Below are 23,356 nucleotides of genomic sequence, written 5' to 3'. Positions count from 1 at the left end.
AACTGACGCAGGCGATTGTTCCCGTAGGAACAAACCATCCTTTACGCGGCTTACTAACAGCCCATATCATGCATAATGCGATATGGGCACTTTTCGAAGCGTGCTTTTCTATAAACCAAAGGAGCCTGCCGTGGGTGACAGTTCAAAGACAGCTAACAAAAAGAAAGCAGAAAAGGACAATTCGAAATCCGCTGATAAGCCCTTGAAGATCAAAATCGATGGTGAGACGCACAAGTTCGATATCAATGACCCGAAGCTTCCGGATTGGATAGATGATCGGGCGCTGCAGTCCGGTGGCTATCCCTATGCAGAAAAGATGAAAACGAAGGAATATGAGGAAACGCTGGAGCGTCTTCAGATCGAACTCGTCAAGATGCAGTACTGGTTGCAAAGCACGGGTGGGCGCGTAATTTCAGTCTTTGAAGGACGTGATGCTGCCGGCAAAGGTGGTACGATCTTCACAATCCGTCAGTTCATGAACCCACGTACTGCACGCAACGTCGCATTGCCCAAGCCAACTGAAACCGAGCGCGGTCAGTGGTATTTCCAGCGTTACGTACAGCTTTTCCCAACGACCGGCGAGTTCGTCACCTTCGACCGCTCCTGGTATAACCGCGCCGGTGTTGAACGCGTCATGCAATTCTGCACACCAGAACAGCTTGAAACTTTCCTGACTGAAGCACCGGATTTCGAGCGCATGGTTGTTACTGAAGGCATTCACCTGTTCAAGTTCTGGCTTGATATTGGTCAGGAAATGCAGCTCAAGCGCTTCCACGAACGCCGCCACAGCCCACTCAAGAGCTGGAAGTTCTCGCCCATGGATGTGGCAGGCATTTCACGCTGGGATGATTATTCCGCAGCTTTGCATACGATGCTGGAACGCACCGATACAGGCTATGCGCCATGGACAATCATCCGTTCCAATGACAAGCGACGCGCCAGACTGGCTGCAATCCGGCGCGTTTTGTTGACATTGCCCTATGATGGACGTGATCTGGAGGCCATTGGCCCCGAAGATCAATCCATTATCGGGCGTGGGGCCGAGTTCCTCGCATCCAAAACACCACAGCCCTCATCCTCCAATAAATAGAACACACTTGGCTGGTGCGGAGTTTTCTCCCAGTGATGCGGCTTTCGCACCAGCTGCCACAGCGCGCGCCAGGCTGAAATAGAAATCAAAACCCAATAGGCAGGTATGGCCAGAATATAGGCATAGCCCCCCAATTCCGTCGGCTCCATCGTTCTGGAACCAAGCACATAAAAGCTCAGATAGGCCAACATGATATTGACGAGATCAATACGCAACAGCCACAGATTTTCTGAACCGAGCGGTCCGACGAGCATCATGGCTACGAGTACGGTCACCGTCATAAGCATGAATGGATGCAGAAGCGCCGAACCGATAATGCCAAGCGTATAAATCTGGTTGACCACAAAGCGCCACCAGCCGAGCTCACGCCAGGTTGCATAAGGATTTCGGCCATGCACAAGCCACGTCTGCATCCATCCCTTGATCCACCGCGTCCGCTGTTTGTGCCAGACGGAATAATCCACCGGCGCATCCTCAACAGTGCCCCGGGTGATGACATCGATACGATAACCAAAGCGGGCGAGCCGCATGCCAAGATCGGCATCCTCCGTCACATTATACGCGTCCCATCCACCAACCTGATCGAGACAGGAGCGGCGAAAATGATTGGAGGTGCCGCCTAATGGAATGACAAGCCCCTGCGAGGCGAGCCATGGCAGCAAGCCCCGGAACAACGTTGCATATTCAAACGCAAACATACGCGTGAGCAAATTCTGTCGAAAATTTCCAATAATGAGCGGTGCTTGAACGCAAGCAAGTTGCTTGCCGCCGCGCTGAAATGCCTGCCATGCCTCAAGCAACTGGTCCGGATGCGGGCGATCTTCCGCGTCAAAAACGGCAATGATTTCTCCACGCGCAAATTGAAGGGCGTAGTTCAACGCCTTAGGCTTGGTACGCGGCCCGCCTGAGGGCACGAGAACCAGTTCATAATTGGAAGGCAGCGTCCTTCCTCTGATCTCAGCAATCGTATCAAAATCATCCTTCTCGCATACGAGCTTGATATCGAGCTTGCTGCGTGGCCAATTGAGCCGCTCAAGCGAGGTAAGCAACTGCCCAACCACGGCCTGTTCGCGATAGAGAGGCACCAGAACGGAGTAAACCGGCAAGTCGCTTCGTTTGAAAGGCATAATTTCGGGAAAGCGCAAACGTCGGCTGCCCACGGCTGCAAAAAGGCGAATAAGCACACAGCCGAAAAAGAACAGTGTCAAACACACATGCAATACCAGAATGGTCATTGTCGGCCAGTTCACGATACTGGCGATAAATGCATAAAGCCCCATCGCTATGATGAATGCCTGAGGTGTCTCAAGAACACGGGAAGCAGAAAAAAGCTGCGGCGTCATCGCATGTGCTCGTGCAATGAGATCTTTCTGATGGCGCTGCCGCAGAATTCTTTTGATGAATGAGGGCGTGCAAATCCTGATACGATCCCGCAGGTCCGGCGATTGACGAATATGATCCCGCAATTTCGCGATACGGTTTTCAGTTGGCGCAAGATAAAGATAGGAAGTGCCATCTCGACCGAGCACCATAAGCTGGCCGGGCTCAGTAAAAATAGCCGATGTCTCTTCGCCCGTAACGAAGATCCGGGACGATAGAACCTCTTCTGTGAATGTCAGTTCAAGATAATCGGCGATCGCTTCAAAGAGCATTTCTTCTGAAACACCCTGCTGGTGTGCGACTTCATCGCAGAAACTTGTCCCGTTTATGATAGCTGCTTCATATGCCTGCTTCAGGCAATCACGCGGCACACCGCGACGTTCCAACCTGGCGGATATGGCAGAGCATATCCCCAGATCGAACGCAATCGATCCGTTACTCATAGTACCCCCGCACTACTACTGGATTATTTTCAATTATTACTAATATTTAATTCAATTCACGATGTGGTTTATTTATTATGCTAATTTATGTATTTATTAAATAATCCCACATATAGATATTTATTTCATTCTATTTAAAATAGAAACAGAATTATTCGCCACAAATAGAAGTTATTTTATTTTTGTGGTCATTTTCACTAACCCATTCAAAATAATTGCTTAATTTTCCACACGGGCTCTATTAACGCGAAATTATAAGATATCGCTTATACAAAATATCGATGAAACGGCATCTTTTGAGCATAGCGGTTGCAGCTTCTTGGCTTTTGAACAGCCTTCCCGCTGGCGCACAATCCGCACCCAAGGCACCTGACTTCTTCAATCAGAAGGAAAGGCTGGCATTGCCGTCTCTACAGGGTCTCAGCAGGCTTCGTTTTGTAACGACACTCGACTTTCCGCCCTTTAATGCACTGAACGAGGCCGGTCAGCTTTCTGGTTATAATATTGATCTCGCCAAAGCGCTTTGCGACCAGATGGAATTGAGTGACATCTGCCAGATTGAAGCTGTGCCGTGGAACGAGCTTGAAGCCAAGCTTGAAAGCGGAGATGCAGAGGCAATCATTGCAGGTTTAAGTGCCAATCCAGAAAACCGGGAGAAGTTTACCTTCACCCGCGCTTATATGCGACTCCCTGCTCGCTTCGCTACAATCAAAGCAAACCGTTTCTCTGAGCCCGCTTCCATCGCTGTGAGCGGCAAAAATGTCGGCGTCATTGCAGGAACGGCACACGAGCAGCTTCTCAAAGCTTATTTTCCGCAAGCCCTCGCCAAACCTTATCCCGATCGCGCAGCACTACTGACCGCATTGCAAAAAAGCGAAGTGGATGCAGCATTCGATGACGGAATGGCTCTATCGTTCTGGCTGGAGAGTGATCAGGCCAATGATTGCTGCAGCTTTGTCGATGGGCCTTATCTTGCGCCGCAATACCTTGGACCCGGCTTGAGTATAGCTGTGACACCTAAGAACGCTTCTCTGGCAAGCGCTTTCAACAGTGCGCTTCAGTCACTGCAACAGCAGGGCAAACTCACAGAGCTTTATCTGCGCTATTTTCCAAATAGCTTTTATTAGAGCATTCCTGACAGCTCGGCCTTAATTGGAATCATTCTCCCCGACTCGCGCTGAATGCGCCGTTCAGCAGCTAACTTAAATTAAGCTGGTTGATCCGGAAATGCGCCATTGCCAAAGCCAAGCCTGTCCGAACACGAGCCGATCTCGTGCCATTTTGTCGCACCAAAGTGTGCACCACAAACTGAATTTTCAGTGATTTTTGAAATTTCCGATTATTCGATACTTACAGTATACAAGTAAAATTATTTGAAATCAAAATATTGGATGGATTTTATTGAGAATTTTGGTTCGATTTCGCTCGAATCCTCTTAATTTTCGTGTCGCTTTTATCATATTCTCTCAATAAATCCAGATATTTATTTAAGCTTGAAGATTTCTTCTTTTAATCGATAATCAAAATCGAGGAGAAGGAGGAATTATACATGTACCAAGGCATCAGCACTCATTGGCACAAGACTCCTGCACAGACCCAACGGTCACCGAATGAAGCAACCTATGTGTTCTTCGGTATCTTTTTGGCGTGCCTGACAGTTCCCGCAGCAATCATTCTTTGGGCAATCGCTCAAAGTGTAATGACGCATTTCTAGAAAGGCCGGGCAATCTCACTGTATGGTGCCGAGGCGTCAAGCAACGGTCTTTGGATTGTGTTGAGCCCTAATGGGAAGGCGCGGGCGGCGTCTGGAGAAGCTTGCTCGCAATACTAATCCAAATATGTGTTGATGCCACTGGAAGTAAAGCATGTCGTCTGTAGTTCAACAAAAAGCCCCGCCTGAGAGCGGGGCTTTTCTTTTTCGGTCTTGGCCGTCTAATGTATCTTACTGCTTAACTCCTTAAACCCGAACCAGTTTAAGGAGAAACTATTCAGCAAATTCAGCTCTTGGAGCAACCTTTGTGCGCCCCACGGGGCGCACGGCACGATCTAAGGTCTGTGGGGCCCGGATCAGTGAACCGGGCCATTTTCCTCACCCGGAGCAGTCTGCACCGGAGCTGGAGTGGCGGCCACATCGTCAGGACGCTTCTTAGGCGGCTTGCGAGCGATCAGGCTGTAGAACATCGGGATGAAGAAGGTTGCGATAAAGGTCGCAGCCAACATACCACCGATAACGCCTGTACCGATCGAGTGACGACTTGCAGAACCTGCACCGGCACTAATTGCCAGCGGAACCACACCAAGGATGAACGCCAGCGACGTCATCACAATCGGGCGGAAACGCAGACGCGCAGCTTCAGCAGCCGCCTCAATGGCCGACTTGCCCTCTTCACGTTGCAACACCGCAAACTCCACGATCAGGATCGCATTCTTTGCCGCAAGGCCTATGAGCGTCACCAGACCAATCTGGAAGTAAACGTCGTTGGTCAAGCCGCGCAGATCGGTCGCAAGGAGCGCACCGAAGATAGCGAATGGCACAGCCGTGATAACAGCCAGCGGCAAGCTCCAGCGTTCATACTGGGCAGCCAGGATCAGGAACACCATGATCAAACCGAAGATCATCGCCTGACTGCCGCTACCGCTCGTCGTGACTTCCTGATAGGCCGAGCCCGTCCAGGCAATCTGGTAGCCCTGCGGAAGCACTTCAGCAGCCACTTCCTGCATGGCCTTGATAGAGTCACCCGACGTGTAACCCGGTGCCGGATTGCCAGTGACCTTTGCAGCATTGAACGCATTGAATCGTTCGAGCTGATCAGGGCCGACAACACGCTTTACCGTCACCAATGCGCTGAGCGGGATCATGCTGCCAGAGTCGGCACGCACAAATACATGCTTCAAATCGCTCGGGTCGCGGCGGAACTCAGCTTCCGACTGCAAGTTGACCTGATAGTTGCGGCCGTAGAGCGTAAAGTCATTGACATAAACACTACCGAAGGTCGCCTGCATCGCGGTGAATACCGAGTTGATCGGCACACCCATCGCCTTGGCTTTTTCGCGGTCAAGCTGAATGTCATATTGCGGCACATTCGGATCGAATGTTGTACGCACGCCTGTCAGTTCCGGGCGCTTGGCCGCAGCATCCGTCAGGAGCTTGGTCGCATTGGTCAGCGATTCAACACCACCGCCCGTACGATCCTGTACATAGAGTTCGAAACCGCCGGTCGTGCTCAGTCCCATGATCGGAGGCGGATTGAATGCCAGAACCAGACCGTCCTGAATGCCCGCATTCATACCCATGATGGCACCGGGCAGATTACGCGCGTCGACATCAGGCGTCGTGCGTTCTTTCCAGTCCTTGAGCATGATGAACATTGTACCGGCACTGGTCTTCAGACCACCCGAGAGCAGATCGAAGCCGGAGACTTCAAACACGCTTTCGACGGCAGGATGCTTGCGAATATTGCCGCTGGCCTCATGAAGCACTGCCGTCGTGCGTTCCAGCGATGCCGCTGGCGGCAGGATGGCCACACTGAACAGGAAGCCCTGATCTTCATCCGGCAGAAGCGAACCCGGCACTTTGTTGAAGAGATAATATGTACCGCCCAACAGACCTGCGAAAATAAGCAAACCGATGGAAGCCCGTTTCAGGAAGAAGCGCACACCACTGGTGTAACCGTGCGTCAACCGATCAAAGAAACGATTGAAGATGCGAAACGGCAGTATTGGCTCATGATGGCCTGGCTTGAGGATCAGCGCGCACAATGCAGGCGTGAGCGTCAAAGCCACAATACCGGAGATCGTCACCGAAATCGCGATCGTAACAGCAAACTGCTTATACATTTCGCCGACCAGACCGCCCATGAAGGCGACCGGAATAAACACCGCACAAAGCACGAGAACAATCGCGACAACCGGGCCGGTTACTTCGCTCATTGCCTTGATGGCAGCTTCGCGCGGCGGCAGCTTTTCGGTCGTCATGATACGTTCGACGTTTTCCAACACAACGATAGCGTCGTCCACGACGATACCGATGGCGAGAACCAGACCGAACAATGTCAGCAGGTTGATGGAGAAGCCAAGCACATACATGCCCGCAAATGTACCGATGATCGAGATCGGAACGGCGATAACCGGAATAAGCGTTGCACGCCAGTTCTGAAGGAAGATAAAGACCACCAGAACCACGAGGATAATCGCTTCGATGAAGGTATGGACCACTTCCTCGACGGAGACCTTAATGAACTTGGTCGTATCGAATGGAACCGAATAGTCGATACCTTCGGGAAAGCTCGTCTTCAGCTCCGCCATGCGGTTCTGAATGAGTTCCATCGTATTCAGCGCGTTGGCGCCGGGCTGCAGATAGATTGCAATCGGAACTGCCGGTGTGCCATTGAGAGCGCTGTCGACGAGATAGCTTTCCGTCCCCAGTTCTACACGTGCAACATCCTTGAGCCGAAGCGTTGCAGCATTCTTGTCGGAACGAAGAATGATATTCTCGAATGCTGATGCGTCAGGCAAACGACCTTGCGTTGTCGCAGTATAGGTGAATGGCCCCGCCTGTGGGTCAGGCTGATCACCAAAACGGCCCGCTGCGAACTGCGCGTTCTGTTCCTGAATAGCTGTCTGAACATCTGAAGGCGTCAGATTATATTGTGCAAGCTTATCAGGGCGCAGCCAGACACGCATCGAATAATCTATGTTGCCGAGAAGCTGAACGTCACCCACACCCGTCAGACGCTTGAGATCGTCAATGACGTTCAGAAGTGCATAGTTACCGACATAAGTACGGTCATAACGGTCGGAGGTGGCGAACATCGCCACCATGCCGAGAATAGTGCTGGAACGCTTATCGACGGTCACGCCGAGACGCTGCACTTCCTGAGGCAGGGACGACGTTGCACGCTGCACACGGTTGTTGACATTGATGGTCGCCTGATCCGGATCGGTACCCAGAGCAAAAGTCACGGTCAGCTGCATAGTGCCGCTGCCAAGGCTCGAGGACTGCATATAGAGCATGTTCTCGACGCCGTTGATCTGCTGCTCAAGCGGCGCAGCAACGGTCTGCGTCACCGTTTCCGCGCTTGCGCCCGGATAGGTTGCACTGACGACCACCTGTGGCGGCGTCAGCTCAGGATATTGTGCGATAGGCAGGATCCGCATCGAGATGAGGCCCGCCAGCACAATGATGATGGAGATAACCGCCGCGAAAACCGGACGGTCGACAAAGAATCTATTCATTTCTTGTCTGCCGCCTGTTCTTTACCAGCCTCTGCTCCAGCAGCGCCTGCAGCCTTTTCAGCCGAAGCGTCAACCGGCTTAACCGTCTTGCCTGGAGCAGCTTTAATCACGCCTTCGGTGATGATGCGGTCACCTGCCTGCAAACCGTCGCTTACAATCCAGGTGTCTTTCAATTCGCGTGATACAGTGATCGGACGAACTTCCGCAACGTTGTCCTTGTTCACAACATAGACGAACTGTCCCTGTGCGCTCTGCATCAATGCTGCTTTTGGAGCCAGAATTGCATTGTCGATGGTAACGCCAAGAATGGCAGCGCGCACAAACTGACCGGGGATCAAACGCTGATCGGGGTTTTCCACGACAGCGCGAGCACCCAGCGTGCCCGTTTCCGTATCGAGCGATGAAGACGTGAAGTCAATTGTGCCTTCATGATCATAAGCCTGTCCGTCACCAAACAGAATCCTGATGCGCAGACGATCGGCATCCTGGCCCGTTGCCCCCCTCGCCTCGCGCAGCTTGCGGATTTCCGCAGCTTCCGTGTCGGTGAAGGAGAAATTGATATAGACCGGATTGATCTGGGTAATCGAGGTCAACAGGCTTGATGTTGAATCTGTGCCGATAAGGCTGCCTTCAGAAACCTGTTCAAGGCTGGTGATGCCGCTGATCGGCGCAGTGACTTTGGTATAGCTCAGATTGAGTTCTGCTGTCCGCAACTGTGCTTTGGTGGCTGCGACAGCGGCCTTGTTGAGATCACGGGTTGCAAAAGCCGTATCGCGGGCAGCCGTACTTTGCACCTTCTGCTGAACGAGCTGTTCGGCACGTTCTGCATCGCGGATCGACTGCTGATACTGTGCTTCAGCCTGAGCGACCTGTGCCTGCGCACGAGCCAGCTCGGCCTCATACGGTGCCGGATCAATCTCGAAAAGCACGTCACCCGCTTTGACTTTAGTGCCCTCTATGAAATTGCGGTGCAGGAGAATACCACCGACACGAGCGCGAACCTGAACATCACGATATGCACTCACACGAGCAGCATATTCATAAGGAACGGAAACGTTCTGTGCCTTGATTTCTGTGACAGTGACTGGAGGGGGAGGTGGCGTAGCGCCTCCCGGGGCCTGCGCGAGCGCAGACTGTCCTGCAATGATGAAAAATGCGGCTCCCGCCGCAAAAAGCCGAATAGAACGGTTCATGGTCATAATGGGAATTGCCCTTGATGTCGCACGGTGCGGCCGAATAAACATACACGAATGTTTGTAAATACGAACTACCGTGTTATAGTCAATCACCTAATGTTACATATCACGAATGAGTTATCCCAATTTCAAAGTAAAAACCCGAAGAGGTTTTGGATACTTTTCACCTTAGGATATCGAAAGAACCCGTATGCGCAGGACCAAAGCCGAGGCCGCGGAAACACGTGAAGCCATTCTCACAGCCGCCGAGCATGTTTTTCTGGAACGCGGCGTAACTCAGTCCACATTAATGGAAATCGCAAGTCATGCCTGTGTGACACGGGGTGCGATCTATTTTCATTTTCACGACAAACTCGACATTTTTCAAGCGCTTATCAGTCGTACTCGTTTTCCACACGAGGAGATTATGCTACAAGCGGCGGCCTGTGACCACCCTAATCCTCTTTATGTCCTTGAACAATCAATCCTAACAGCGATAGAACTCTTCATTACCAATGAACGGCAGCAGAATGTTTTCACCATCATTCACCAGCGCTGCGAATATGTTGGCGAGAATGCCCCGGTCATTGAGCATCTGAACGAAGCGCGTACCAATGTACTGTCTCTTTTCATAGGATTGCTTGAAGTCGCAGAACGTCGTGGAGAACTTTCCAGGGAATGGACATCTTTCACGGCAGCGCAAATTCTGCTTGCTATCCTGGGTGGGCTGCTCAATGAGTGGCTCAAAAGCGAGCGCAGTTTCGATCTTGTCGGTTCAGGCAGCAAAGCTATCAAAACAATGATACAGTCTATGCGCAGCGCACAATTTGCTGTTAGCTGATAGCCACCTGATATTGGGATGGGACAGCCCTACCAATGAAGAGTGAGGACAAGTTCACCGAAACAGAGCGTTCGTTGTGCGCACCGACACCCTGACCCAACAAGTTGGGAAAGACGGCCAACAGCATTTTAATTTACGCTTACGTCAATGTAACTCTTGCGATTACGACGAAAGTCGCCCACATTAATTTCTGAGGAGCGCGCCTAACGGTCTTTCTGGACCAGGCAGCATTGGGAGAAGGGTGGCGGGCTTGCTACTCAAACAAAGGACGGAGCAATCCGGGGAGAAGGCATGGCGAAAAAAGCAACCGAAACTAAAAACACGTCGAGTGAGGCAACAGCCACTGTGCCTGCACCAAATAAGATTTGGCTGAAATCTTATCCGAAAGCCGTGCCGCATGAGATTGATCTGAGCAAAGCCACATCGATTGGTGACATGATCTCCGCCGCGTGCCGCCAGTTCGCTGACAGACCAGCCTTTACCTGTATGGGCAAGGATCTGTCCTATAAGGATCTGGACGAAAACTCCCGCGCGCTCGCCGCATGGCTTCAATCACGGGGACTGGTCAAGGGCGATCGCGTTGCAGTGATGATGCCCAATATCCTGCAGTATCCGATTGCGATTACAGCAATCCTGCGGGCGGGCCTCGTCGTCGTGAACGTCAATCCGCTTTACACGCCACGCGAACTTCAGCATCAGCTAAATGACTCAGGCGCTAAAGCGCTGATCGTGCTCGAAAATTTTGCCGCGACCGTCCAGAAGTCACTCGCTTCAATTCATGTGCCGAACATTATCGTTGCCTCCATGGGTGATATGCATGGATTGAAAGGCCACATCATCAATTTTGTGGTACGCAAAGTGAAAAAGCTGGTGCCGGCCTGGAATATTCCAAACCATGTCCGCTTCAAGGATGCACTGGCTCAGGGGCGCGGCAAGTCTTTTAATCCGGTTCCAGTCAATAATTCCGATCTCGCCTTCCTGCAATATACCGGTGGTACAACTGGTGTGTCCAAGGGCGCGATGCTGAGCCACAACAATATTCTCGCCAATGTCGAACAGATGCATATCTGGATGGATGTCGCATTCCAGAATAAAGGTAAGCCGAAGGAACTCAACTTCGTCTGCGCCCTGCCGCTCTATCACATCTTTGCTCTCACCGTGAACGCGATGATCGGCATCAAACTTGGTGCGCGTAATATTCTCATTCCGAACCCGCGCGATATTCCGGCCTTCGTAAAAGAATTGCAAAAATATCCGTTCCATATCTTTCCAGGCCTCAATACCCTGTTCAACGGTTTGATGAACAACGACGATTTCAAGGCGCTCAACTTCAAACCGCTTATTCTCACGCTCGGCGGCGGCATGGCTGTGCAACGTCCCGTTGCTGAACGCTGGCAGGAAATGACCGGCTGTCACATCACGGAAGGTTATGGGCTTTCCGAAACATCGCCCGTTGCCTCCGCCAATGCGCTCGATGCGACAGAATTCAGCGGCACGATTGGCTTGCCAATGCCATCAACGGATATCGTCATTCGCGATGATGACGGCAAGGATCTGCCGCTCGGCGAGGTCGGCGAAATCTGTGTGCGTGGTCCGCAGGTTATGCTCGGCTACTGGAACCGGCCTGATGAAACCGAACGTGCCATCATGGCCGACGGCTTCTTCCGCACCGGCGATATGGGCTTCATGGATGAAAACGGTTTTACCAAAATTGTGGACCGCAAGAAGGACATGATCCTTGTTTCCGGCTTCAACGTCTATCCAAATGAGATCGAAGAAGTGGCTGCGGAGCATCCCGGCATTGTGGAATCGGCTGCCGTTGGCATCCCAAATGAGCATTCAGGCGAAGTGGTGAAGCTATACGTTGTGCGTCGCGATCCGAACCTCACAGAAGAAGATGTGAAATCTTTCTGCGCCCAGCGTCTCACCAATTACAAGCGTCCACGCGAAGTGGAATTCCGCGATGCATTGCCGAAAACCAATGTCGGAAAGATTCTGCGTCGTGAACTGAGAGATTAAACAGTCTCAAGACTTTAGATGATCGCAAGCTGCGGCTCTGCCGAGCCGCAGCTGGTGGAGCATTGTGTCGAAGGAAATGGACCGATGATCGAAGAAATCACCTTCGAGGCCAGTGATGGCTTTCCGCTTTCCGGACAGCTTTTTCATGGCGCTGGCACGAAGCCATTGGTGCTGATTTCATCGGCAACAGCCGTGCCGCAAGGTTTTTATGCAGCCTTCGCCAAGCACCTGATTGCCAAAGGTGCACGCGCGGTTCTCACCTATGATTATCGTGGTGTCGCAGCTTCGCGGCGTGCCCGCAAGGCAGTGCCCGAGATCCGTTTCAGGGATTGGGCCATACAGGATTTCCCCGCAGCACTCCATCGTTTGCAAGCTGTTGCGCCGAGACATGAAATGGTCGGCATAGGCCAATCCTTCGGCGGACAGGCACTCGGCGTGTCTGGAAGCTCCGACGCCTTTTCGCGCTATGGCATGGTGGCTACCATGTCGGGTGCAATGCATCTTCTGGATGATAGGTGGGCCTGGCCGCGCATGAACATTGTCGGCGTGCCGGTCTCCTATCTCACACCTAGTATGCCGCGCTGGATGAATGGCGAGCCAATTCCAGGCTCGGTATTCCGGGATTGGGCGCGGTGGTGCCGCATGAAAAACTATTTTTTTGATGATCCGCAACTTGGTGCTGCCGATCTTGTTGCTCAGGTCAAAATACCCATTCTGTCCATAGGGCTGGAAGACGATCCGTGGGGAACGCGGCGTGCGGTCAGCCACTTTCTCAACTATCACACCAGCGCGCCGATTGAGCAGCGCTGGTATTCACCAGCAGATACCGGCGGCCAGCCGATCGGTCATCTTGGCTTTTTCCGTTCACGATTTACACAAAGTCTGTGGCCGGAAATGACAGAATGGCTGCTGGATGGCATTTCACCATCCAGTAAGGATCATTTGAGCAAGTCGGGCAAGCCTGCGATGGAGTCAAGCACCACATCGGCGTGAGGCTCCAGTGCTTCGCGCGGGCTGTTGCCGGAAAGAACACCGACAGCAAGACCGGCCTTCGCAGCCTGTGCCGTTTCAAGATCGTGCAGATTGTCGCCGACCATCGCGATGGCGCTTGGTTCAAGGCCGACTTTTTCTGCAAAATAGAGCAGCGGATCTGGATAAGGCTTGGGACGTGCAGCTGTATCATAACCAATCACCACATCGAAGAAGTGATCAATGCCTAAGGCCTTTGCGGTTGCATGAGCACCCGCTTCAGAATCATTGGTAGCGATGCCAAGGATGAACCCCATTTCGCGCAGGGTTTCCAATGTTTCCCGCAAGCCTTCAATCGCCACAGCAGAACGGGCACCTTCGGCAACTGTATAAGCGTCGAATTCGCTAATCTTGGCCCTGAAACCGGCCTCATCAAGATCTGGATGCCAGAGCTGCACGATGTCTTCGATCGTTCCGGCTGCAATCACCGAATTGGCGCGAAAACGCGAAGCTTTCCAGTCATAACCACCAGCATCAAGTAACGAGCGCGCGCGATGCTCATCGCCATTGGCGGTGCGCTGTGCGAGGTTCCACGATATGGCAAACCATGTGCGGTCGAAATCGATCAGAGTGCCATCCTTGTCGAACAGGATGGCACGGATCGCTTTCAGCTTTTCTGAGCCAAACGCAGCACTCATGCTTCGAGCGCGCCGGCGCGCTTTTTGACTGCCGACGGCTTGGCCGCAAGCAGTTTCAGAAGATCGTCGCCACGGCGAACATAGCGCAGCGAACGGCGGGTGAGAATGCGACCTGCCTGCGGTGCGGTCAATGTGATGTCGCCTTCCGGCTCGCCCGGCTTCGTGACGACAGTGACGAGCTTTGCACCTGCTTCAATCACATCACCCGGAACGACGTGATAAAGCACCATGCCGCCTTCCGGCGCACGCAGCATTTCCACGTTTTCCAGCGGCGTAATCAACCCCTTATAATCGAGATCGAGTTTCACGCTTTCATCGACAATCACGCCACGATAAACGAGGAACTTGTAAAGACCTTCCGCGTCACCTTTGCCCATATCAGCATAGACATCGCTCAAGCCACGGAATTCAACTGTGGTTACAGCGCGGCGCTTCATATTGCGCTTGTCAGCAGGCATTTGCAGAACCGGATGCGCACAGGCTTCCTCGAACGCAGCGTCTGCTGTCGTGTCCCATGCAAGGATCGCGGTCGAACCGAGCGCCACGGCCAGATCCTTCATGTCTTCCACGAATTCCTTTGCGATATAGACGTAGTTTTCGCTTTCATCATCGCAATGGAGATCAAGCACGATATCGTTTTCAAGGGCAAGCTTGAGAAGTGTACCCTTGAGGCGCTGTGCAAGAGAAACAGGGGCATCCGGGCCCGGCAACTCACTTGTGTTGAAATCCGGCAGAAGCGGGAAAGCGCGGTTGAAATTGACCGCCGAGAAAAACTCGAAGCGACCAAGATGCTGATGTGCCTGCCACTGGTTCGAGCCAATCGGATTCGCCTGTGGGACAACCGTGACATTGCCGAGAATGCGACCTTCGTCAGATGCTTTTTTCAACATCGGCACGAGAAAATGCAAAGCGGCCTGTCCCGGCAATTCACCGCCATGCAGCGAGGATTGCAGATAGGCGGTCGGCGCATCACTGTCTTTGCCTGCAAAACGCAGCACACGCAGTTCAATGGCGTTACCCGGTACGTCGCCGGCAAATTTGATAATCTCGGTCTTCATTTCAGTTCCCATTTTCATTCAGTACATTAGGCAGCACATCAGGCCAGAATGTTATTCCTAGCCGAAAAAAAAGCCGGGTGTGAAACCCGGCTTTATCCTTATCCACCTGTTTGTAGTATCAGGCTTTGCGGCGTGCATGCAAATGGGCAACGAGACCTATTGTCGAAGCATCTTTGCCTTCAGCAGATTCAGCGCCGGAAACCACCGGCAGAAGCTCGGTTGCCAGTTCTTTGCCAAGCTCCACGCCCCACTGATCAAATGCATTGATGCCGAAAATCTGCGCTTCCACGAACACGCGATGTTCGTAGAGGGCGATCAGGCGACCAAATGCAAACGGGTCCAGCTTGTCATGAACAAGTGTCAGCGATGGGCGATTGCCCGAGAACACGCGGTGCGGTGCAATGCGCTCGACTTCCGCATCGGGCAGGTTCTTGGCCTTGAGCTGCGCACGCGCTTCATCCAGTGTGCGGCCCTTCATCAGCGCTTCCGACTGCGCAAGGCAGTTGGCGAGCAGCATTTCGTGCTGATGGTCGAGGTGCTTTTCATGGCCCTTTGCCGCAACGATGAATTCGAGCGGAATAGTGTCTGTGCCCTGATGCAGAAGCTGGAAGAAAGCGTGCTGGCCGTTGGTACCAGGCTCACCCCAGACAACCGGACCCGTTGGGCCGGAAACAGGCTTGCCATCAACCGTCACGCTCTTGCCGTTGGATTCCATATCGAGCTGCTGGAGATAGGCTGGAACACGCGCCAGACGCTGATCATAAGGGATGACTGCGCGGCTACCATAGCCACAAATTGCGCGGTGCCAGTAGCCGATAAGACCGAGCCAGATTGGCAGGTTCTTTTCCAGCGGTGCGTCTCGGAAATGCACGTCCATCGAATGCGCGCCCGCAAGGAATTTGCGGAAATTGTCTGCACCAATCGCGATCATCACCGGCAGGCCAATGGCCGACCACACCGAATAGCGACCGCCAACCCAGTCCCAGAAGCCAAAGACGCGTTCTTCGCCGATACCGAATGCTGCAACCTTATCAAGAGCGGTCGAGACGGCAGCAAAATGCGCGCCAACTGCGTCTTCACCCAGTGCATCGGCAATCCATTTGCGCGCGGTCTGCGCATTGGTCATGGTTTCGATGGTGGTGAAGGTTTTGGAGGCGACGATGATGAGCGTCGTTGCCGGATCAAGCGCATTCAGCGTGTCGGCAATGTGTGCGCCGTCGATGTTCGAGACATAATGGGCGCGTGGGCCATCATGGTAAGGCGAAAGCGCGATCGTTGCCATGACCGGGCCAAGATCTGAACCGCCGATACCGATATTGACGATATCCGTGATCTTCTTGCCGGTCGCACCCTTGATCGAGCCTGAACGGATGCCATCGGAGAAGGCGGCCATACGGTCGAGCACTTCCTTCACATCCGGCAGGACATTATGGCCATCGACCAGCACTTCCTTGGACGTGGTGTCGCGAAGGGCAACATGCAACACAGCGCGATCTTCGGTGTTGTTGATGTGCTCGCCTGCAAACATTGCAGCGCGACGACCTTCCACATCAGCGGCCTTGGCCACTTCAGTCAGAAGCGCAACCGTCTCGTCATTGACACGAGCTTTCGACCAGTCAAACAAAAGATCATCGAGGACAAGCGAATAACGCTCAAAACGGCCAGGATCGGCTTTGAATGCAGCACGCATGTCCTTTGGTGCAGTGTCCGTCCAGTGCTTTTTCAGCTTTGCGACCGTTGCTTCAAGCTTCGCCGCGTCTCTTGCCATGATGGTACTCCCGGTCAATCAAATCGATTTAATTGTCTTAATAGAGCATTTTAGTGGAGAAGTGCACCAATTAAATTACAGAAATTTTTCATTTGGATGCAGCTCCATATACGCATATTGATCAATTTAGATTGATAGGAGCGAGATTAAAACATGGACCTCGTCGGAGAAGAGAGAATTGCAGCCCCCCGGCAGGCCGTTTGGGACGCGCTCAACGACATTGAGACGCTGAAAAACTGCATTCCAGGCTGCGAAGATCTCGAACGTCTGTCGGACACGGAAATACGGGCAGCGCTGAAAGTCAGTCTCGGCGTGCTTAAAGTTCGCTTTCACGGCATGCTCGAACTTTCCAACATGAACCCGCCCGCCTCCTATACGATCTCTGGACGCGGTGAAGGTTCCATTGCGGGCTTCGCCCATGGTGATACGGACGTGACGCTGACCACAGACGGCGACGGCACGATCCTCACTTACTCAATCAGGGGTGATGCGAGTGGCAAGATCGCCCAGCTCGGCTCGAAACTGCTCGGCTCGGTTGCCCGCAAGGTCGCGGATCGTTTCTTTGCCAATATCGGTGCTGCGGCCGCCCAAAAAGCGGCAGAAAATGCCGCTGCAAAAACGGCATAATTTCAATATAGTTAATATTGGCCAAAATGGCATCGGAAGCAGTGTGAAAAGGTTTTTGCTTTTCGCCCTTATGAGATAGTCGATAATCCAACAGCATTATTAAGGCCTATCGGCATGAAACCCAGAGACGTCGCGACTTATATTTTTCTTGCCGTAGCATGGGGGCTTTCGTTCCTCGTGGTACTGCGCGTGGTCGAAGCCTTTGGCTGGGCTGGTGCGGTTGCATTCCGCTCCTTCATTGCCGCCGGAACGCTTTTTGCAATCGCGAAACTCTCCGGACGCAGGCTCAATTTTCATGCCGGCTGGAAACCCTTCGCCGTCGTCGGTGCAACCACGGTTGCGGGCCAGCTGATCGGCCTTTCCTACGGCACGCCGCTGATCGGCACCGCAATGGCCGCGATCTGCGTCGCATCCATTCCGCTTTTCTCGATGGTCATCAGCCAGCTTTGGGGTCTTGAACGCATCACCTCGCGTGGCCTGATCGGTCTGCTCCTCGGCGTGACCGGCATTGTGCTTCTGGTCGGCTTCCCGGCTGTTGCGGTTACGCCTGCATTCGTGATGGGCTGTGTTGCGGTGCTTTTCTCGTGTTTCTCGGCAGCTTTCGGCAGCAATTATGCCAGCCGTCGTCTTTCCGGCACCGGCTCATGGGAAACCACCATCGGCGCTTTCGTGTTTGGCGGCGTATTGAGTCTGCCACTGATCTTCGCCGTTCCCGTGCCAGCCATGCCGGGGATGATTGATTTTGTATATCTGCTGATCTCTGCCTGCGTCATGAGCGCCCTCACCTATGTGCTTTATTTCAAACTGGTTGGAAATGTCGGGCCGACAAAAGCCATCAGCGTTGAATTCGTGGTAACAGTCATCGCGGTTCTGGTCGGTGCCGTGTTCCTCAAAGAACAGCTTTCCCTAATCCAGTTTGTCGGTGCTGCTGTCATCATTACGGGCTGCGCTCTGGTGCTGAGTTCACGCCCCGCACTGCCTAAAGAAGTCCAAACGTTCCCCGCTTCGGAAGCAACACCGGGCGGTCTCAAGTCCGATCCTCTTTGATTTCGCGTTTTAGCTGAATGTTAAAGGCCCGTGCTTTAACAGCCGGGCCTTTTCTGCATTTGTAGTGTGGAATCCTCATAAATTGACCAGATGATAAAAAATTTGACCTTCCGTAAAAATCTGTCATCCTGTCATTAACGGGCACCACGCGACGGCAAAGATCGCAGCCCGGAACAGAGTTCAAGGTGCGCAAAGGGAACCCGCGCCTTAACAAGCAAAAATGGGAGATGCGATCGATGAGATCAGCAGAGAATTTGCCTATTGATGCAGTCGATAATCCGGGACATGCGAACGGGCCTGATATTCACGGCTCGCGGCTTGAGAAGGCCGACTATGCGCATGTTTTCGATGATCTGCATCCGCCGCTGAACAAGCATGAAGCCCTCGTTGAATCCGACCGCTGCTATTATTGCTATGATGCGCCCTGCATGAATGCATGCCCGACCAGCATCGATATTCCGCGTTTCATTCGCCAAATTAACACGGGCAATGCAATCGGTGCCGCAAAGACCATTCTTTCAGAAAACATTCTGGGTGGCATGTGCGCCCGCGTCTGCCCGACCGAAACGCTCTGCGAAGAAGTGTGTGTTCGCGAAACTTCGGAAGGCAAGCCGGTCAAGATTGGCGAATTGCAGCGCTATGCCACCGATGTTCTGATGGAAACCGGCAATCATCCATTCAAGCGCGCACCCGAAACCGGCAAGTACATCGCAATCGTTGGCGCGGGCCCGGCAGGTATCTCCGCTGCACATCGCCTTGCGATGTATGGGCACCAGGTGACGATTTTTGAGGCGCGGCCCAAGGGCGGCGGTCTCAATGAATATGGTATTGCCGCCTATAAGACAGTCAATAATTTCGCCCAGCGCGAACTTGAATTCGTGCTGAAAATCGGCGCGATCAATATCGAATATAACCAGACGCTCGGTCAGGACATCACCATTGAAGCGCTGAAGGCTGGCTATGATGCAGTTTTCCTCGGCATGGGCATGCCAGGCGTCAACGATCTGGCGCTTGCGGGCGAAGATGCGCCCAACGTGATCGATGCGGTCGATTACATCGCCAATCTGCGTCAGGCAAAAGACCTCTCGTCCCTCCCCGTTGGCCGCAATGTGGTAGTGATCGGCGGCGGCATGACGGCGGTAGACGTTGCCATTCAGACCAAGAAGCTTGGCGCTGAAAACGTCACCATCGTCTATCGTCGCGGTCAGGAAAACATGAATGCCAGCGCCTATGAGCAGGAACTGGCGCAGATTCATGGCGTGGTGATCCGTCATTGGTTGCAGCCGCATGCCCTTGAGCGGAACGAAGACGGCACGGTCAATGCCGTGGTCTTTGAATATACCGCTGCTGAGCACGGCAAGCTTTCCGGCACCGGCGAATATCTCCTTCTTGAAGCCGATCAGGTCTTCAAGGCTATCGGCCAGAAGTTTGAACCCGAACCAATTGCCGGGTCTGGCATCGGGCTTTCCAAAGGACGCATCAGCGTCGATGAAGATCGTCGCACATCCGTTGAGGGCATATGGGCGGGGGGCGACTGCGTTGCGGGCGGTCAGGATCTGACCGTTGCATCGGTGGAAGACGGCAAGGTTGCCGCTGAATCCATCCATGCGACGCTGACAAAACGTCCCGAAGCGATTGAAGGCTTTGCCGATGCAGTGTTGTCGGGCGGCGCACTTCATGCGCCCTCCCCGTCTGCTTCGCGAGACCGCAGTGTGCCATTGGGCCAGGAACAGGGCTGAGGAGAGTAAACATGGCTGATCTTTCAACGAACTTCCTCGGCATCAAGTCTCCAAACCCGTTCTGGCTGGCTTCGGCTCCGCCGACTGACAAAGCTTATAATGTCGAGCGGGCTTTCAAGGCTGGCTGGGGTGGCGTGGTCTGGAAAACGCTGGGTTCCGAAGGCCCGCCGGTGGTCAATGTTAATGGTCCACGCTATGGCGCGATCCATGGTGCTGACCGGCGCTTGCTGGGTCTTAACAATATCGAGCTGATCACCGACCGGCCGCTCGAAGTGAACCTGCGTGAAATGAAAGAAGTGAAAATGCGCTGGCCCGACCGCGCATTGATCGCTTCGATCATGGTGCCATGCGAAGAAGAAGCGTGGAAAGCCATCCTGCCTCTGGTGGAAGAAACCGGAGCTGACGGCATTGAGCTGAACTTCGGTTGTCCGCACGGCATGAGCGAGCGCGGCATGGGTGCGGCTGTTGGCCAGGTGCCGGAATATGTCGGCATGGTTGTGAAATGGTGCAAGCAATATAGCCGCATGCCGGTGATTACCAAGCTGACGCCAAACATCACCGATATTCGCAAGCCAGCGCGTGGCGCGAAAGAAAACGGCACCGATGCGGTATCGCTGATTAACACGATCAATTCGATTGTGTCAGTCGATCTCGACAGCATGTCGCCGGTTCCGTCCATTGACGGTCGCGGCAGCCATGGCGGCTATTGCGGACCAGCGGTCAAGCCAATAGCGCTTAACATGGTGGCGGAAATTGCACGCGATCCTGAGACCTATGGCCTACCGATTTCAGGCATTGGCGGCATCACCACTTGGCGCGATGCAGCTGAGTTCATTGCACTTGGCTGTGGCACGGTTCAGGTCTGCACGGCTGCAATGACCTATGGCTTCAAGGTCGTTGAGGAAATGATCGACGGTCTTTCCGACTGGATGGACTCCAAGGGCTATCAGACGCTGGATGATTTCCGTGGCATGGCTGTGGGACATGTCAGCGACTGGCAATATCTCAACCTCAATTATGTTACCAAGGCACGGATCGATCAGGATTCCTGCATCAAATGCGGTCGTTGCCATATTGCGTGTGAAGATACTTCGCATCAGGCCATCACCAGTCTCGTGAACGGTGCGCGCCACTTTGAGGTGATCGATGAGGAATGCGTTGGCTGCAATCTCTGCGTCAATGTCTGCCCGGTCGAGGATTGCATCACCATGGAGCAGATCGGCGATTTCGATCCGCGCACCAAGGCACCGATCCCGGCACAATATGCCAACTGGACCACACATCCGAACAATCCGATGGCCGTGAAAGAGGCCGCGGAATAAAACAAAGACGCCGGGCAAAAGCCTGGCGTTTTCTTTTTAATATTGAGTTTTTAGCGGCTGACGCGTTTGCCTTTTTCCGGCTCGAACACATGGCTTGTTGCTGGATCAATCGCAATGGTCAGCACATCGCCCGGACGCACGGTCAGGCGCTCGCGGAACAGGCAGGTAATCGGCTGATCGCCGAGCTTGCCCATAACCATGATTTCCGAGCCGGTTGGCTCAACGATTTCGACCGTGACCGGAACGCCCTGCTCTGCGATCTTCATATGCTCAGGGCGCATGCCGTAAACCGCTTTGCCCGAAAGACTTGCATAATCGCCTTCCGGCAGGGCCATGCGGAAGCCACCATCAGCCACGAACGAGCCTTCCTCGATCTTGCCGTTGACGAAGTTCATCGATGGCGAACCGATAAAGCCAGCCACAAACATATTGGCCGGACGGTCATAAAGATCGAGCGGCGCACCGATCTGCTCCACCAGACCATCGCGCATGACGACGATCTTATCAGCCATGGTCATGGCTTCGATCTGATCGTGGGTCACGTAAATCGTGGTGGTCTTCAGACGCTGATGCAGGCCCTTGATCTCGCCGCGCATCTGCACGCGCAATTTAGCGTCGAGATTGGAGAGCGGTTCGTCAAACAGAAACACCTGCGGATCGCGAACAATCGCACGGCCCATGGCCACACGCTGGCGCTGACCACCCGAAAGCTGGCGCGGGAAGCGGTCGAGCAGCTTGTTGAGGCCGAGAATTTCCGCCGCACGATTGACACGGCTGTCGCGTTCTTCCTTCGGTGCATTTTTCAGCATGAGCGCAAAGCCCATATTGTCGGCCACCGTCATATGCGGATAGAGCGCATAATTCTGGAACACCATAGCAATATCGCGCTCTTTAGCGCGCAGGTCATTGACCACGCGGGGGCCGATGGCGATTTCGCCGTCGCTGATTTCCTCAAGCCCTGCGATCATGCGCAGAAGCGTTGACTTGCCGCAGCCTGACGGGCCGACCAGCACGACAAATTCGCCGTCCTGAATATCCACGGACACGCCGTGCAATACGCCGACATTGCCATATTTCTTGATTGCATTTCGGATGGATACAGATGCCATCTTGAACCTCAACTCTTATTTGACGGCGCCTGCTGTCAGACCTGCAACGATCTGGCGCTGTGCGAATACGGTTAGCAACAGGACCGGCAATGTGACCACGAGTGCTGCGGCAGCAAGTGGACCCCAGCTGACCTGTTCAAAGGACAGCATGTTGTAAACTGCGACCGGCAGAGTGCGTGTCTCGCGGCTTGCAAGCACGATGCCGAAAACGAAATTGTTCCATGAGAAGATCACCGCAAGGATGAGCGACACCACAACGCCGGGCTTGGCGATTGGAAGTGCCACCTTCATGAACACCTGCCACGAGGATGCGCCATCGATAATGGCGGCTTCTTCAAGCTCCAACGGTGTTGTCTCAAAATAGCCGATCATGATCCAGATCACGATGGGAACCGTCACAACCAGATGGATGATGATCTGCGGCCAGAGCGTACCGAGCAGTCCCAGCGTCTGAAACAGCAGGAACAGCGGGATCAGATAGGACAGGCCCGGCGTCATACGCGCAATCATGATGACGATTGCCGATTTGTTGGCGCGCAGACGTGCGATGCCGTAACCTGCCGGAACACCGACCAGCAATGCCAGCAAAGTGGCGGTTCCGGTCACGAGAATACTGTTCCAGAAATAGAGCAGGAAATCGTTGGTCTCGAAAATTCCGCTATAGTTCGACCACGCTATGCGGTCAGGAATCAGGATAGGCGGATAGGCGCCGTTGTCGATTTCATATTTCAACGAAAGCGACAGCATCCAGACGAAGAAGAAGATTGCGGGCGACACGATCACGAAAACCATGAGTGCCGTGCCAAGCTTGGATAGAATTGACTTGCGTGCCATGG

At 53.5% G+C, this 23,356-nt stretch carries 17 protein-coding genes; 9 read left to right on the top strand and 8 right to left on the bottom strand.

Annotated features, from left to right (window positions below; genetic code table 11):
• The first annotated feature begins 130 nt into the window (after positions 1 to 130).
• Entirely contained in the window at positions 131 to 1,090 is a 960-nt protein-coding gene (gene ppk2 / locus CEV33_RS16330; RefSeq protein ID WP_094541756.1) for a polyphosphate kinase 2, read from the top strand.
• Here ppk2 and CEV33_RS16325 read toward each other — a convergent pair.
• Positions 1,018 to 2,913, bottom strand: coding sequence for a glycosyltransferase family 2 protein (locus CEV33_RS16325; protein ID WP_094541445.1), 1,896 nt, complete (start codon positions 2,911 to 2,913; stop codon positions 1,018 to 1,020). The genes ppk2 and CEV33_RS16325 overlap by 73 nt on opposite strands.
• 281 nt (positions 2,914 to 3,194) lie before the next feature.
• Here CEV33_RS16325 and CEV33_RS16320 point away from each other — a divergent pair, with 281 nt between their 5' ends.
• A complete protein-coding gene (locus tag CEV33_RS16320; RefSeq protein WP_094541444.1) occupies positions 3,195 to 4,040 on the top strand; it encodes a transporter substrate-binding domain-containing protein in 846 nt (281 codons plus the stop codon).
• A gap of 940 nt (positions 4,041 to 4,980) precedes the next feature.
• On the opposite strand, the gene CEV33_RS16315 is transcribed toward CEV33_RS16320, so the two are convergent.
• Both CEV33_RS16315 and CEV33_RS16310 read right to left on the bottom strand, forming a co-directional pair.
• Positions 4,981 to 8,148 (bottom strand): efflux RND transporter permease subunit, encoded by a 3,168-nt coding sequence (locus CEV33_RS16315; RefSeq protein WP_094541443.1) that lies wholly within the window; start codon positions 8,146 to 8,148, stop codon positions 4,981 to 4,983.
• Positions 8,145 to 9,347: an efflux RND transporter periplasmic adaptor subunit gene (locus CEV33_RS16310; protein ID WP_094541442.1), complete on the bottom strand. Its 1,203-nt coding sequence runs from the start codon at positions 9,345 to 9,347 to the stop codon at positions 8,145 to 8,147. Before CEV33_RS16310 ends, CEV33_RS16315 begins: the two co-directional genes overlap by 4 nt.
• A gap of 187 nt (positions 9,348 to 9,534) precedes the next feature.
• On the opposite strand from CEV33_RS16310, the gene CEV33_RS16305 reads away from it, so the two are divergent.
• From CEV33_RS16305 to CEV33_RS16295, 3 genes are all read left to right on the top strand, one after another.
• Positions 9,535 to 10,164 (top strand): TetR family transcriptional regulator, encoded by a 630-nt coding sequence (locus CEV33_RS16305; RefSeq protein ID WP_094541441.1) that lies wholly within the window; start codon positions 9,535 to 9,537, stop codon positions 10,162 to 10,164.
• Positions 10,165 to 10,455: 291 nt separating this feature from the next.
• Complete coding sequence (locus CEV33_RS16300; RefSeq protein ID WP_235818433.1) at positions 10,456 to 12,183, top strand: long-chain fatty acid--CoA ligase; 1,728 nt, start codon at positions 10,456 to 10,458, stop codon at positions 12,181 to 12,183.
• A gap of 84 nt (positions 12,184 to 12,267) precedes the next feature.
• Positions 12,268 to 13,176, top strand: a complete 909-nt coding sequence (locus CEV33_RS16295; protein ID WP_235818445.1) for an alpha/beta hydrolase family protein — start codon at positions 12,268 to 12,270, stop codon at positions 13,174 to 13,176.
• Here the strand turns inward: CEV33_RS16295 and CEV33_RS16290 are convergent.
• The 3 genes from CEV33_RS16290 to pgi form a co-directional block, all read right to left on the bottom strand.
• Positions 13,122 to 13,850: an HAD family hydrolase gene (locus tag CEV33_RS16290; RefSeq protein ID WP_094541440.1), complete on the bottom strand. Its 729-nt coding sequence runs from the start codon at positions 13,848 to 13,850 to the stop codon at positions 13,122 to 13,124. The genes CEV33_RS16295 and CEV33_RS16290 overlap by 55 nt on opposite strands.
• Entirely contained in the window at positions 13,847 to 14,908 is a 1,062-nt protein-coding gene (locus tag CEV33_RS16285; RefSeq protein WP_094541439.1) for a M14 family metallopeptidase, read from the bottom strand. The genes CEV33_RS16290 and CEV33_RS16285 overlap by 4 nt, the downstream gene beginning before the upstream one ends.
• Before the next feature lie 118 nt (positions 14,909 to 15,026).
• On the bottom strand, positions 15,027 to 16,676 hold the full coding sequence (gene pgi, locus CEV33_RS16280; RefSeq protein WP_094541438.1) for a glucose-6-phosphate isomerase: 1,650 nt from the start codon (positions 16,674 to 16,676) through the stop codon (positions 15,027 to 15,029).
• Between the two features lie 153 nt (positions 16,677 to 16,829).
• Here pgi and CEV33_RS16275 point away from each other — a divergent pair, with 153 nt between their 5' ends.
• The 4 genes from CEV33_RS16275 to preA all read left to right on the top strand — a co-directional run bounded on the left by CEV33_RS16275 (position 16,830) and on the right by preA (position 21,411).
• Positions 16,830 to 17,303 carry a CoxG family protein gene (locus CEV33_RS16275; protein WP_094541437.1) on the top strand — a complete coding sequence of 158 codons (474 nt, stop codon included), beginning with the start codon at positions 16,830 to 16,832 and terminating at the stop codon, positions 17,301 to 17,303.
• Positions 17,304 to 17,417: 114 nt separating this feature from the next.
• The gene (locus CEV33_RS16270; protein WP_094541436.1) at positions 17,418 to 18,350 is read left to right on the top strand and encodes a DMT family transporter; all 933 of its coding nucleotides are present in this window, start codon (positions 17,418 to 17,420) and stop codon (positions 18,348 to 18,350) included.
• Positions 18,351 to 18,586: 236 nt separating this feature from the next.
• Positions 18,587 to 20,089: an NAD(P)-dependent oxidoreductase gene (locus tag CEV33_RS16265; protein ID WP_094541435.1), complete on the top strand. Its 1,503-nt coding sequence runs from the start codon at positions 18,587 to 18,589 to the stop codon at positions 20,087 to 20,089.
• An 11-nt stretch (positions 20,090 to 20,100) separates the two neighbouring features.
• Entirely contained in the window at positions 20,101 to 21,411 is a 1,311-nt protein-coding gene (gene preA / locus CEV33_RS16260; protein WP_094541434.1) for an NAD-dependent dihydropyrimidine dehydrogenase subunit PreA, read from the top strand.
• 50 nt (positions 21,412 to 21,461) lie between these two features.
• Here the strand turns inward: preA and CEV33_RS16255 are convergent, their stop codons facing one another.
• On the bottom strand, positions 21,462 to 22,520 hold the full coding sequence (locus CEV33_RS16255) for an ABC transporter ATP-binding protein (protein ID WP_094541433.1): 1,059 nt from the start codon (positions 22,518 to 22,520) through the stop codon (positions 21,462 to 21,464).
• 15 nt (positions 22,521 to 22,535) lie between these two features.
• Positions 22,536 to 23,354: a carbohydrate ABC transporter permease gene (locus CEV33_RS16250; protein WP_094541432.1), complete on the bottom strand. Its 819-nt coding sequence runs from the start codon at positions 23,352 to 23,354 to the stop codon at positions 22,536 to 22,538.
• Positions 23,355 to 23,356: the final 2 nt, after the last annotated feature.

This window comes from Brucella grignonensis, from assembly GCF_002252505.1.
GTDB classification, from domain to species: Bacteria; Pseudomonadota; Alphaproteobacteria; order Rhizobiales; family Rhizobiaceae; genus Brucella; species Brucella grignonensis.
The sequence above is the reverse complement of the archived record's forward strand: the minus strand, read 5'-3'. Positions and strand labels throughout refer to the sequence as shown.